This window comes from Paenibacillus sp. Soil787 (assembly GCF_001429545.1).
Taxonomy (GTDB): Bacteria; Bacillota; Bacilli; order Paenibacillales; family NBRC-103111; genus Paenibacillus_E.
In genome coordinates, this window is the sequence record NZ_LMSP01000025.1 from 15,960 (window position 1) to 27,982 (window position 12,023).

Here is a 12,023-nt window from a genome sequence, read left to right on the forward strand (position 1 = left end):
CTTACGAACCCTTATTTTCCATCCAATTCTAAATCTTTAGTTTCGTGCTGGATTCACTCGTTCTCCTTTAACAAAATCAATTTTATTCTGACCATATTGTTTAAGCAACTTCGTTCTTTTCTCCTCCGTTATGCTTTCGACTCCTACTATAACCTTACGTTTTTCTTCATCCACTCCAACCGTATAAATTATAATTCCTTGGCTTTTAAATTCGTCTATTTGTTCCGTTACTTGCTGCTGGATTTTACCTAATTCAGTAATGCTTGCTTTTTTTTCTGCACCAGAACATCCAGTCAACGAAATTAGCATAACGCATAATAGCAATATATACTTCGATATCAATTTAATTTCCCCCTTTGATTCGTTACAGAACTGCTCCTTTGATTGGACGTATTGATTCACGAAATTGTTTCACGATTTTTAGATAGATTCATCAGCTGCGCATCTGATATAGGGTAAGAATATCATTGAAATTGCGTGGGATATAGGCAATGAATATCTTAAAACAACATTACACAGTCCCACAAAAACTTACCATCACTTGTGATACGCTTCACCTTCACTCTAAATTGTGAAAACAGCCTGACCTCTACGGCAGGCTGTTTCCTTTTGCAATATTTCAAAGAAGAATCCGTACATGCTTCAATTCTTCATGTTTCTACACTTATTCAAGAAGCCCATTTAACTCTGATGCTTTAATTTCTGCATTAGTTTTATTTCCAGTCATTAAGCCAAGACGCTGTGTCATCTGCTGGCTAATGTTCCCAAGACGTTTGGTGTGCTCCGTAGCTGATTGTATGATTGTCCGATTGGACAGTTCAAACATATCCAATGCAGCAAAGAGATCGGTCATACCTCGTTCAATCGAGTCCATTTGTAACCCTGGCTTTCCAAGCAAATCGTTAGTCTTCTGAGTTGTTTCTTTCAACAAACGCGAGTTGTCCTCAAACATTTTATTAAGGGTCGAGTTCGCTGAATTTACGGCTTCAATTGTCTGTAATTGATCCTCGATGGCCATAGAGATCATAGCAGATACGGTAAGAAGATTCTGTGTTTTATCGATTGTTGCATCAACAGCATCGATTAGCTTATCGTTGTTGTCATTGATGATGTCAGTACCAGCAATCGCCTGCTGATATAGGATGACCATTTCTTGAAATGACTGTATACGCGTCACGACTTTGCGAAGCCCTCTCTCAAGATGGGTTTTACGGCTTTCGTTTTCTTGTTTAGTAATCTCAAGTTCAAAGAGTTGCTTTAAGTTGTCACCCATTGCTATCCGCATTTGAAGATTGTAGACAGACTCTATGGAATTTTTCTTCAGTGTTTTCATATATGCCATATTTTCTTCGAGTGTTTCCTTGCCATTTCGAAGTGATTGAACAATTTCATTAACGTTTGTCTTCACAGATTGATACTTGTATATATAATTCTTTAGTGGAGTCTTTTTCATCATCTTTTCGAAAAAACCAAGCTGTTTGCTCTTACTCAATGAATCGATTTCGCCACGTAGTCTCAAAATGTTGTTTTGGACCTCTGAACGTTTACCCGACATCAATTCATTAACTGGACGCTCTAGCATAGCTAAAGATTGTCCAGCCTGTTCCATGGTTTTTGAACCCATTCGTCCGATGGAATCCATTAAGGTTTCTAATTCCATAGTATCGGTAGTAGATACTTTTTGGAGCAGTTGTTTCGCTTCCTGCTCTACTTTCAGCAAATCTGTAGACTTCAATTGCACCAATTGGGTTGTCATTGTAAGTTCCTCCTTTAGTCTGCTGAACGATAGCGTTGTTGGATGAGTTCCATTCGTGTCTGCAATTCGATTAAATCTTTTTGTTCTATAGTCTCTACATAAGTGGAGAGTTTAGAGTTGATATCCTTGATCCCGGTAAGAAGAAGTCGGCGATTTAATCGTTTTGCTTCCCCTCCCAACTTTAAAAATGGATTAATAGCGCCATTAAGGTCCTTGAAGATCAAACGCTGTATGTTATGATTCATGTTTGCATCGTTAAGTTCTTTCAGCTGAGGAACTAGCCGGCCTACTCTTGAAAGTAAGCTAAGCGTCTTTTCTACGATTTCATCATCTAATGTGTTCTTCTGCCCCTCAGAGATAACTGTCTCTTCGATAACATGTATATACTCAGAAATTGGATCCCAGAATGGATCACTTTCACCTTTCAGTTCTATTTCCCTATCAGCTTTGGAACTACGTGTAGGTATTTTTTGTGTGGAATCGCTAGTTGGTCCTGGAATACTTTGCCTATTTAACCCGATAAAATGACGACTAAGTACGATAATACTTCCTATCGAAAAAGAAGTTGGCACTAATAAGTTAATTGTGTCAGGCAGAAGCCGAGCAGTTAGGAGACTTACTACATACCCTACAATTGATATGCCTGCAGCGACTTTAAATTTCGATTGCACGATACATTCCCCCTTCCCACTCATCTACTTGAAAATTCAATTTAAAGAATTCTTCTTTTATACACTTTTCATAATGCTCTTGGATGGCTAGCACATATTTGTAAGGCTTTGTTGAGGAGCGGACAGTAAGCTTAGGTAAGCCTCTTAGTTCACTACTACCATCTGGAAGTTGTTCTTGGTTGATTAGGGAATAAACCATTCCATACTTTCGACCATTTTTGAACGCAACAAAAATCTCAGTTAATATATCTGGTGAGTGAGTTCTAATATTACCCGATCCCTCACAAATGCAGCATTCAATTCCATGAATGCTTCCTGTCATCTGGCAAACTAAACAAACTTTAAACTTAGCTGCTTTAGACATCACGAGTTTATCATTCTGGATAGAGAAATATACTTCAGTACCCTCATCTAATTGCAACCAATTTCTGTGCTTTCCTGAGATAGTAAATTGGCCTTTCTTCGTTAATCTTATAGGCTTAGCCAGTCCTGCTTCTTCATCTTGCTTATATTTAGCAATTAAGATGCAATTGCCAGTAACGGGTGTTAATTTCATCGCATCTTCTCCTGAAATTAGCTCTAAATAGTCTCTAGCTATTTTCGGCAAGGTTACTAACCCATTATTTGAAACAGGTGCGTATAACAATATAACACCCCCGATTTACATTACTTTTAATTACTTATCATTACCTTCCATTACTAAAATAATATATCCGCCGACGTTTGGTGTCAATTCATAACTTAAAAAACGATTCTCTGAAAAAGAGAGTCGCCATGTATCGCATTAAACTACCCGATAACTATTCGATTAGCATTCCTTTCAGCTTATGGGGCTTTGTCAAGAATGTACCACCAGTAACCTCTTCGGAAACGAGAATAGACGTTTAATGTAACATTGTCCTTTTCGTAGATGATATGGTCACCGAGTGTTTCCTTATGCCTCCAGCCCCGTTGAGCCAGATAAGCAGTAAGTTGTTGTTCGGATGGCCCTCGTCTCCCAATTAATTTACTGGCATCTGATGTTAGGGGTACTAAACGTGCATTACCAGTCTCTATGTAAAGTATTGCCTTTGGTATAGTGAAGGGGTACTCCTTTGCCAGTGCAAGTATTGTTAAGAAAATCGAAAAAATGATCAAACCAAACCAAATGACTATTTTTTTCTTAGGCAAGTAATGTCCCTCCTTCTTCATCCCGCGTCTTAGTTGTTTATTAAGTATAGTTACAGGTAGTTGAAAAAAAGGTCGCCCTCTTAAAGGGTTATTTATAGCTTACCTTGCTTTATCCAAGACCAAATTCGAAAAGAACCGAACAGTGAAATAAACAACAACAAAATAAGAGTAATAAGCCATATGCTCAGTCGATTAATATCATCTAGCCCATCTGCATTATAAAACACAAATATAGAGAGAACTAAGAAAAACATGTACATTAAAACATTCGGAATAATCCATGCAATTCTTAGTCCCAATTTTTGATTAGACAATGTTACCGCCTCCTTTGTTGTTTGTGATATTTCTAATACGTTTCCGTTAATTGGAAAGTTCCTATTATCTGCCCGATAACGTAATGAAGCTGCAGATCGAGCCGGCAGCTTCGTCAATTAATGTTTATTCAACTATCGTTTCCGTTAGTTCAATAAAGCACCTCGATGTTAGAGCGGATTATAGTCCCCACTGAAATAATATTGATAATTATTGTCGATACGGATATAGCCTAGAATACAAAGCCTTCTATCCCTGTGAAAAATACTAGAGTAATTTTTATTATCCCTGTTGCCCTCTGCTACCAAAATTTCTATCTCGTTGACAGCAAGAACAATCCCAATATGATCATGTGGGTGATCAGATAGAAGCTTATCATAAATGACGATGTCACCGCGTTGAGGCGTAAACCCATCCTGCTCGTCATGATAGAAGAACCCAGTATCGGGTAACTGAGCCCATTCCAGCCATGCACCTACGCCGGCTAGCCTATGGCTCCCATTCGGATACCGTATCGGCAAAAGAAATCCGGCTTGTCTGCAACTGTGGTACACGAACGCAGCACACCAACTATTCTTTAGCACTTTATATATACTCGTATCCGGCCAATATCTGCATATTTCCCGATAGTGTTCATCTCCTGGTTCGCCGATTATGTCTTGCCCCGCAAGCATTTCTGCGATATCAGCCAACTTAAGGCGTTTGTCCTCGTTGAGCTGGGGTTTAGTTTCCTTCTCTTTGTGGAATAGCTCTTCTATAAATTCGTCCTGAATTTCCAGTTCACCTAGCACATTTCTTAGCCGGTTTACATCCATTCGAGGTAACTTGCGGACTGTACTTTGAAAATATAACTGAAGTATAATTGCATCCTTAACGATCTCTTCATAGGTGTCATGGCTTCGACTACTATCATCCTGGTAGAATATAGACCGGAGAATAGTGATCTGTTCTTCTTCGGTAAACATACCAATATCCCGTATAATAACTCTCACTGCCTCAGCACTATTAGGACCGGGAAACTCAGCGATTCCAGTTTTAAAAACATAATAATCATGAAGCAGTCCAGCAATCGCAGCAAGTTCTGGACTTTGTCCTCGCTTCATGGCGAGCATTGAAGCAAATGTAGATACCCCGTACAAGTAAACCGTTGCTTCATGCCTGTTAACCATACTTTCAATAGAAAATAACAATTCATCAACAAGTATTTTAATACTTTCAAATCGCTTATTTTTCTTCCGCTCACCGATCAAACGATAGCCTCCTTAACTTCTATGAACGATTATACATCGATGATTCGTTGCATTTTTCCTTTATAGGATGTTAGTCTAACCTATCCTTTGTTAAGCTATATAGTTACCCGTTAGAGCTTAATAACGGACCGCATAGCTTAATTGCTATTGATTATTGCTTATGTTCCTTAGCTTCCTTTAAAATTATTATCTGCTTTCTCAAAACAAAGATTGACAGTTCTTCCGTTAGAGCGTGTTCTATGAATGACGTTTTGGGGAATGGTAAAAACATCTCCTTGGTTCAAAACTATAGTTTGGTCTTCAAAATCTATAAATAATTCTCCTTCAATTACAATAAAGAGCTCATCACAGTCATCGTGTTTGTGCCAATGGAATTCTCCATCGATTACAGCGGCTCTTAAAACATGATCGTTAACTTCGCTGACCACAAAGTTCGTATAATCGCTTATGTTTTTTGTAGCCTCGAATAAATTGATCTTTTTCATTTGTCCTTGTTTCATAATACTCACCTTTCCATATGGACAATTAAATCATTTCGCAGTCTTACTAAACGCAGCAAACTGTCGGATGAACCTGCAGCTTATTCTTGATGATTATGGAGTTCTCGTTTCCGTTAGCGTAAAGATCCGTACTAGTTTTTTTGAAGTTGTTCACAATGATCCAGAACCTAGTGATTCTCGACGGTTGGAGGCATTACAACTCCTTGTCCCCAAATATCAAATGGCAGTTTACTTATATTGTAATTCAAACTGTTGTCACTCAAAAAGTCAGCGGTTCCGCCTGGGTAATAAACAATGCTAATATCCTTATTTTCTCTATTAGAGATCATATTTACCAGAACGTATTTACCTTTTAAGATCATCCATTTTTGCTTTACTGAAACTAAATTATAGTTTGAATCCCCATACTTTTCCTTCATATATTTCTTGGCATCTCTTTCATAAATAGATGCTGTCTAAGGAAAAACATTGTTTGCTTTTAAGTAAAAATATTTATTACTAATTGCAAAAACAACTAGTAAAAGAGGGAGTAGCACAAATAAACTTGCTTTAAAATTTAAATTTAATTTCCTTTTTAACAAAAAAATCAAAATTAATGCGCTAATAATGATAATTAGTTCATATTTCAACAGATTTAGAGTTTCAATAAATATCACTTAGTCTCACCTCTTCTGGTACTTACCATTTCGAAGATATCATTACTTTCTAGAAGAACTATTCCTTCTACCCATTAAATAAACCGATGTATCGCATAGTTATATAATAGCACAATCAGTTTTGAGAAATGCCACTACCTAAGTATACTGCCCGTTTAGTTTAATCGCTGTGCGGCCAACACACTACAAACACCGCCTAAAAAAGATTCGTTCATTTAACATGATCACCTGCTAAAAAAAGCGTTCACCCGGTTAAGTGAACGCATCCTAATTACTTTGAAAATTTAGTTTCTAATCAAGTAAAAATACCCTTACATTACCATGCTCACTTTGTTTTGCATCTGGCCTTCCGGCGATGTACCGTTCGTACAAGTGCGCACTCCAACCCTGACCGTCATAGCGCCCGCAAAACGAAAATCCCTGACGGACATAATACCGATTGAGCGCCGTGTTATCCGCCATACAATCCAGACGCAGCAAGGATTTGCCCTGGTCTTTGACATAACCCTCGGCCCAATTGATCAGCCGCGTGCCGATCCCCATGCCTTGACAATCCCGGGAGACGGTCAGCCGATGTACATAGCCAGCATTTTCGTGGAACTGATCTCCCCAAATCTCTTCATACCCCCACTGCACGGAAAGGCAGCCGACGGGCACACCCTCCATATGCGCCACGAAAACCTCATACCGTTCTATCACATCGGCCGCATACGCGTGTGTAAACCTCTCCTCCCGCCACTGGACAAAGCCCTGCGTCCGCTGAATCCACTGTGCCGCACCTATCAAAAGCCCGCGCACCGCTTCCGCATCCTCATGCACGGCTCTTCGAATGTCCAGCTTCGTATGCCAGCGGTACTCCAGCCGCGAAGCCGTCTCCATCGCTCGCGATTCGCCGCACAACCTTGCCACGACATGCAACGCCGCGTCCAGCCCTGTAGTGACACCGCCGGACATGACGATCCTTCCGTTATCGACATACCGAACATCCTCCACAACAGTCGTACCAGGCGAAACCATGCCCCGTAAAAGGTCGTATGCCGTCCTGTTCGTGGTCACCCGAAGCCCCTCCAGCAAACCGGCTTTCGCCAGCAGCAGGGCACCGGTACATACCGAAAGCACGATCACTGCGTTGCCCGTCGCCTCGCGAATCCAGGCGATCAGTCGCGCATTGGCTACTTCTGTACGAGACCCCAAACCTCCGGGGACGATGAGAATGTCCGCCGTTGGACAAGTGTCAAAGCTATATTGGGGAGTGATCGTGATGCCGCTAACGGTCGTCACCGGAGTTTCTTTTTCGGCTACCGTATAGACCCGAAAATCCCGGCCCAAGTATCCAGCCACCCCAAACACATCATAAGGACCGGTAAAATCCAGCGTATCCACCTTATCGTACAGCACAACTGCAACCTGCCTTGCCCTCTCCATCGACATCATCTCCTTAGAAATAAAAAGAGCCTCTGACCCATCGGATCAAACGCTCTGCCCAGGCGATCGGCTGTATGCAATATGCGCTCCCCCGTAGTCCTCTACGTTTCGCCAGTTACGCATACCAGAAATTCCCTTTATTATACATAGGAAAATATGAGCCGTCTAGATGAAATCCTCTATTCCTACCTTAATCTGCCAAATAATAAAACAAGCTGCCGAGTATGCCGGCCTGTTTTATTATTGTGCTATCGTTTCTGCGTTAGTTTAATCGTAGATCTTGCTAAGTTGGGAGTTATATTGTGTTTCCTCGAATGTCATAATAGGGATATTTTCAAACCATTCAACATTTATTCCGATACCTTCGTATCCCAGAAGCAGCTCTTCTCTTGCAATTTTATCGATGCCAATTTGCTTCCATGTGATAAACCCATCAAACTTTACTACATTTGCAACAATTTTTGTACACCATAAATCACAGTCGTCTGGGCACATCAATACTGGCAAGACGAATTCTTTACTAGTTGATTTGAACCTACCTTTAATGAATTCTTTCTCATGTGGGTTGTCAATCCAGTCAATAATTGTTGGGATCAAACCCTTAAGATGACTTAAAGGGTGATAACTATGAAGCAATAAATCCAATGGAATACCATCTATAACGATTGTGTGATGCTCAATATCGCAGTATTCGCTCTTCTTCGGAATAACTTCTATTTTATTAAAAAATATCACAACCAGACACCTCAATTTTGCAAAATACTATGCAATATTATATAACGTTTACTCTGCAATCCTGCTCTTTGTTTAATGAGGCTGCCAATCAATTTCGCGGCAGCCTCACTTTATAGTTTGTTGAACTAACGTTCACCGTTTATTTCAGCCTTTTTGGGAAACTAACTCTTATTTCGTAGCTGGCTGTAGTGATTTATTGTAGCAGTACCATTAGAAACATCTTGTAAATCAATTATCTCTCGAAGTTTCATATTCCAGCATCCTAAGTTCAAAGAGGCACATAAAAGCTGGCATATTTGTAAAGCTACGATTACACTACCCTCATCTTGATAAATGTTAGTCCTAATCGATATCTCTTCTGCTTCTTCTGTAGCACTCCCAGCATTAAGCTCAACTTCAACCTTGTGCTTACCATCAAAATATAGAAAATAACATTCATCGTCAAAGGACTTCCACGATTTCAAAGAAGGGTCATTCTTTATATTGGCTGACTTGTTGAGAACATCTACGGCTTGATAAAAACTAAATTTGTTAAATCCTACAAATTCGATAACATTATCCGAGAGAGAAGGAACGTTCCCCAATGGAAACAGAATAAACTGATAATCCCATATTGCCATAACGGTCACCTCGAAAGTTAATGAGTGCATTCAGCAATAAACCTTTAAAGTAGTTCATTAGACAAATAATACCACATATTGGAACTAACCTGCCCGTTACTTCAATGGTTCCCGTTAGCACAATAGCGCAAAGTCTATTCTACTAATGATTTACAGTAGAAGCTATCCTGTGATACTATAGATAAAATTTTCAATGGGAGGCGTCATGAACAATATACTTGCTGTTGTTTTGGATTTAGACGGAACGTTGTTGAATACCCGTCGTGAGGTTTCCCAGCGAAACCTTCAAGCTGTATTGGACTGTCACAAAAACGGGATTCAAATCATTATTGCTACTGCAAGGCCTTCGCGGTCGGTGCGAATGCTGCTGCCGGAAGCACTTCAGCAATTAGGCTGCATGATTTACTACAACGGGGCCCATACCGTGGACTCTTCATACCAAACGGAGGACCATGTGCTGATTGACCATGAAACTGTCTCTGATCTTTATGACGCCATTACCGCCCTAAGTGGTGAGCTTCTAGTTTGCTTTGAAGCGCAGGACGCCATGTTCAGTGATCGTTCCTTGGCTTCGGAGCATTTTGATATTCTCGGCATGCCTTCAGACGCTCCGGTCCCTACGGTACTGTCCAGAGAAGAAATTAGACAGCTATGTCCTTCAAAGCTGCTGTTTCCTAATGTGCAAAATATTTACGCAGAGCTGAAAAGCAGCTTCTCGCACCGGGTTAAGCTAATTCTAACAGATGGAAGCAGGCTAGTTCAGATTATGAATTCTTCCGTATCCAAAGCGGGTGCATTAGGACAAGTTTTGAGACGAAGAGGACTTCATCCGGATCAGGTGATGGTTTTCGGGGATGATTACAATGACCTAGAGCTGTTTGATCTATGCGGGTATCCGGTGGCAATGGGGAACGCTATTAATGAACTGAAGATTAACGCCGCCAGAATAACGGAGACAAATGACGATGACGGTGTAGCGGTTGTACTTGAAGCGTTATTTCATATTTAGCGGAGCAAAGGGCTATAATTCGACCTTATAATAGCGATCCCCCTGATGAAAACAATAACAAAAGGCCAGTCTGCAAAAGCATACTGACCTTTTGTTATTCAGCAATCGTTTCCGTTAGCGTAATGAACTTATGAGGTAGTAACAATCTAAACTTAAGCATCCATGCAACCTGCTCGGTTAGCAGTCAGACACATCTAAATATTGTTTCTTTATGAGTGATTTCGTTGTTAAATCATATATGATAATTCCTTCGTTTGAGTCATTAAGCTGATCAACTAAATGTCCTTGATTATTCCATACTGCTGTTTGCCCAACACTATCAAAATTGTCACAAAGCCCAATACAATTYGTCATCAAAACCGTCATTGAATATGTTTTTGCAATATGRGGGTAATGGCTCATTGCTTTGCCAACTCCATTTTGAGACTTAGCTACGCTTGCAAGATAAACGTCTGCCCCCAGCTTATTTGCTTGTTCTGCATGTTCGATCTGCAGAGACTCATAGCAAATAGCAGGAGCAACCTTTGTACCATCTAGAGTCAAAACTATTTGTTCACRKCCACCAACGAAGTATGGGAATTCATCGGCATGTAATTTTTGCTTCGAATACGTTTGTCTGGGTTGGTTCGGTTGAAARATTACCATGCTGATTAGAATTCCTGAAATGGATTTCGTCGGTACGCCGAWCCCGATCGTAATAAGATCTTTATCGCTAATGTGCTGAAAATCATCAAATCTGTGATCATATTGGTCTGTTGCTAAATCCATTGCCCTCGTTTTTGCGCAATGGTGTNGTAATAAGATCTTTATCGCTAATGTGCTGAAAATCATCAAATCTGTGATCATATTGGTCTGTTGCTAAATCCATTGCAAGTTCGGGTTCATAGCCCGTCACAGATAGCTCCGGGAAAAAGATTGCACTTGCTTGGCCAGATGCTGCAAGAGAGATAAGTGCTTTGTGTTTTTCGATATTATTCAAGATGTTACCCTTTTGGGGCATCATTTGAGCAACCGCTATTTTCATTCGAAACTACCTCCGTTTTTCGTAATGTTGATGGATGTGCTCGAAAATAATAATCGTTATAAATATCCAACTTTCCCATACCAAGGTATTCGCCAAGTGATCAAACTATCCTGCCCGTTACTTGAATGAACAATAAGAGGAACTCCAGCGGAGCAAACTCCTTCACCCTCGTTCCTCGTTATCTATACAAAGCGCCTGAATCCTCTTCCTCTAAATGCTCTCTGCACTTTCGGAAATATTGCTTTCAAATATTAATTCAAAAATAAATTCTTCAGCAATTACATAGGAACTGTTGAATGTTATGACTTCATATTTCGTTTGTTGTCTCTTATTTGGAATGATCGATGTCTTTAGCCCAAACTTCTCTAAAATATTTTTATATTCATTTAATAAGATGGATGGTCCTGAAGCTACTAACCCACTATCCCCACTAAACAGCCAGTCTAATGACTTCCATTCTAAAGATTTATTTAAATAATAATTGTAGTCGATCCATCCCTTTGTTATTTCAAGATGTTTACTAAGTAATTCACCAATCAATTCATATTTATTATTTGCTTTTCCATTATAAAACAGTGCCGTATGTAACTCAGTGTATTCCCATAGCAGGACGTGATCCTGGAATATATCTATATCTCCAATAAATTCATTCACCAGCTTATAATTCTCAAAATTTTTACAGGTCACTTTCCAACTTTGAATTAACTTCTCCGTTCCATATAAAAAGACATCAAAAGTAATTATAAGATTTTCATTTTTCTCAGAAATATGAGATGGTCGAATGTAAATATCATCCTCGAAAACAGCTTGTTTGAACTTATTAATAAATTCTTGCATCATAGATCCACCTTCAAATATCGATTATCTGTTTACGATGCGCAATTACCTAAAGAAA

Annotated in this window: 15 protein-coding genes, 1 pseudogene and 1 riboswitch; of the genes and pseudogenes, 1 reads left to right on the top strand and 15 read right to left on the bottom strand. The window is 39.7% G+C overall.

Annotation, left to right across the window (positions count from 1 at the left end):
* Positions 1-36: 36 nt before the first annotated feature.
* The 12 genes from ASG93_RS21945 to ASG93_RS22005 all read right to left on the bottom strand — a co-directional run bounded on the left by ASG93_RS21945 (position 37) and on the right by ASG93_RS22005 (position 9,095).
* Entirely contained in the window at positions 37-342 is a 306-nt protein-coding gene (locus tag ASG93_RS21945) for a hypothetical protein (RefSeq protein WP_056835300.1), read from the bottom strand.
* A gap of 322 nt (positions 343-664) precedes the next feature.
* Positions 665-1,756 carry a toxic anion resistance protein gene (locus tag ASG93_RS21950; RefSeq protein WP_056835301.1) on the bottom strand — a complete coding sequence of 364 codons (1,092 nt, stop codon included), beginning with the start codon at positions 1,754-1,756 and terminating at the stop codon, positions 665-667.
* A 14-nt stretch (positions 1,757-1,770) separates the two neighbouring features.
* Complete coding sequence (locus tag ASG93_RS21955; protein WP_056835303.1) at positions 1,771-2,427, bottom strand: hypothetical protein; 657 nt, start codon at positions 2,425-2,427, stop codon at positions 1,771-1,773.
* On the bottom strand, positions 2,411-3,073 hold the full coding sequence (locus ASG93_RS21960; RefSeq protein WP_156411000.1) for a hypothetical protein: 663 nt from the start codon (positions 3,071-3,073) through the stop codon (positions 2,411-2,413). The genes ASG93_RS21955 and ASG93_RS21960 overlap by 17 nt, the downstream gene beginning before the upstream one ends.
* A gap of 179 nt (positions 3,074-3,252) precedes the next feature.
* Positions 3,253-3,597, bottom strand: a complete 345-nt coding sequence (locus ASG93_RS21965) for a hypothetical protein (protein ID WP_056835308.1) — start codon at positions 3,595-3,597, stop codon at positions 3,253-3,255.
* 92 nt (positions 3,598-3,689) lie between these two features.
* The gene (locus tag ASG93_RS21970) at positions 3,690-3,911 is read right to left on the bottom strand and encodes a hypothetical protein (RefSeq protein ID WP_056835310.1); all 222 of its coding nucleotides are present in this window, start codon (positions 3,909-3,911) and stop codon (positions 3,690-3,692) included.
* A 168-nt stretch (positions 3,912-4,079) separates the two neighbouring features.
* Complete coding sequence (locus ASG93_RS21975; RefSeq protein ID WP_235550939.1) at positions 4,080-5,159, bottom strand: CHAP domain-containing protein; 1,080 nt, start codon at positions 5,157-5,159, stop codon at positions 4,080-4,082.
* A gap of 167 nt (positions 5,160-5,326) precedes the next feature.
* The gene (locus ASG93_RS21980; protein ID WP_056835408.1) at positions 5,327-5,644 is read right to left on the bottom strand and encodes a cupin domain-containing protein; all 318 of its coding nucleotides are present in this window, start codon (positions 5,642-5,644) and stop codon (positions 5,327-5,329) included.
* Positions 5,645-5,826: 182 nt separating this feature from the next.
* Positions 5,827-6,078, bottom strand: coding sequence for a hypothetical protein (locus tag ASG93_RS21985; RefSeq protein WP_056835313.1), 252 nt, complete (start codon positions 6,076-6,078; stop codon positions 5,827-5,829).
* A gap of 528 nt (positions 6,079-6,606) precedes the next feature.
* A complete protein-coding gene (locus ASG93_RS33680) occupies positions 6,607-7,740 on the bottom strand; it encodes a GNAT family N-acetyltransferase (RefSeq protein WP_063891943.1) in 1,134 nt (377 codons plus the stop codon).
* A 49-nt stretch (positions 7,741-7,789) separates the two neighbouring features.
* A riboswitch (ZMP/ZTP riboswitch) is annotated at positions 7,790-7,869 on the bottom strand.
* A 138-nt stretch (positions 7,870-8,007) separates the two neighbouring features.
* A complete protein-coding gene (locus tag ASG93_RS22000; protein ID WP_082615023.1) occupies positions 8,008-8,475 on the bottom strand; it encodes a hypothetical protein in 468 nt (155 codons plus the stop codon).
* A 161-nt stretch (positions 8,476-8,636) separates the two neighbouring features.
* Positions 8,637-9,095 carry a hypothetical protein gene (locus tag ASG93_RS22005; RefSeq protein ID WP_056835317.1) on the bottom strand — a complete coding sequence of 153 codons (459 nt, stop codon included), beginning with the start codon at positions 9,093-9,095 and terminating at the stop codon, positions 8,637-8,639.
* 205 nt (positions 9,096-9,300) lie between these two features.
* Here ASG93_RS22005 and ASG93_RS22010 point away from each other — a divergent pair, with 205 nt between their 5' ends.
* The gene (locus ASG93_RS22010; RefSeq protein WP_056835319.1) at positions 9,301-10,104 is read left to right on the top strand and encodes a Cof-type HAD-IIB family hydrolase; all 804 of its coding nucleotides are present in this window, start codon (positions 9,301-9,303) and stop codon (positions 10,102-10,104) included.
* A gap of 177 nt (positions 10,105-10,281) precedes the next feature.
* Here the strand turns inward: ASG93_RS22010 and ASG93_RS22015 are convergent, their stop codons facing one another.
* The 3 genes and pseudogenes from ASG93_RS22015 to ASG93_RS22025 all read right to left on the bottom strand — a co-directional run bounded on the left by ASG93_RS22015 (position 10,282) and on the right by ASG93_RS22025 (position 11,968).
* Positions 10,282-10,872, bottom strand: a complete 591-nt coding sequence (locus ASG93_RS22015) for a nitrilase-related carbon-nitrogen hydrolase (RefSeq protein ID WP_056835321.1) — start codon at positions 10,870-10,872, stop codon at positions 10,282-10,284.
* A 26-nt stretch (positions 10,873-10,898) separates the two neighbouring features.
* Positions 10,899-11,128: pseudogene (locus tag ASG93_RS35310) on the bottom strand (nitrilase-related carbon-nitrogen hydrolase); the annotation flags it as partial.
* A gap of 210 nt (positions 11,129-11,338) precedes the next feature.
* Positions 11,339-11,968 carry a hypothetical protein gene (locus tag ASG93_RS22025; RefSeq protein ID WP_156411001.1) on the bottom strand — a complete coding sequence of 210 codons (630 nt, stop codon included), beginning with the start codon at positions 11,966-11,968 and terminating at the stop codon, positions 11,339-11,341.
* Positions 11,969-12,023 lie beyond the last annotated feature (55 nt).

Bases quoted from the DNA above. Each gene is read 5' to 3' on its own strand.
- ASG93_RS21950 (WP_056835301.1), bottom strand. From the start codon at position 1,756: ATGACAACCCAATTGGTGCAATTGAAGTCTACAGATTTGCTGAAAGTA.
- ASG93_RS21980 (WP_056835408.1), bottom strand. From the start codon at position 5,644: ATGAAAAAGATCAATTTATTCGAGGCTACAAAAAACATAAGCGATTAT.
- ASG93_RS22005 (WP_056835317.1), bottom strand. From the start codon at position 9,095: ATGGCAATATGGGATTATCAGTTTATTCTGTTTCCATTGGGGAACGTT.
- ASG93_RS21985 (WP_056835313.1), bottom strand. From the start codon at position 6,078: ATGAAGGAAAAGTATGGGGATTCAAACTATAATTTAGTTTCAGTAAAG.
- ASG93_RS22025 (WP_156411001.1), bottom strand. From the start codon at position 11,968: ATGATGCAAGAATTTATTAATAAGTTCAAACAAGCTGTTTTCGAGGAT.
- ASG93_RS33680 (WP_063891943.1), bottom strand. From the start codon at position 7,740: ATGGAGAGGGCAAGGCAGGTTGCAGTTGTGCTGTACGATAAGGTGGAT.
- ASG93_RS22010 (WP_056835319.1), top strand. From the start codon at position 9,301: ATGAACAATATACTTGCTGTTGTTTTGGATTTAGACGGAACGTTGTTG.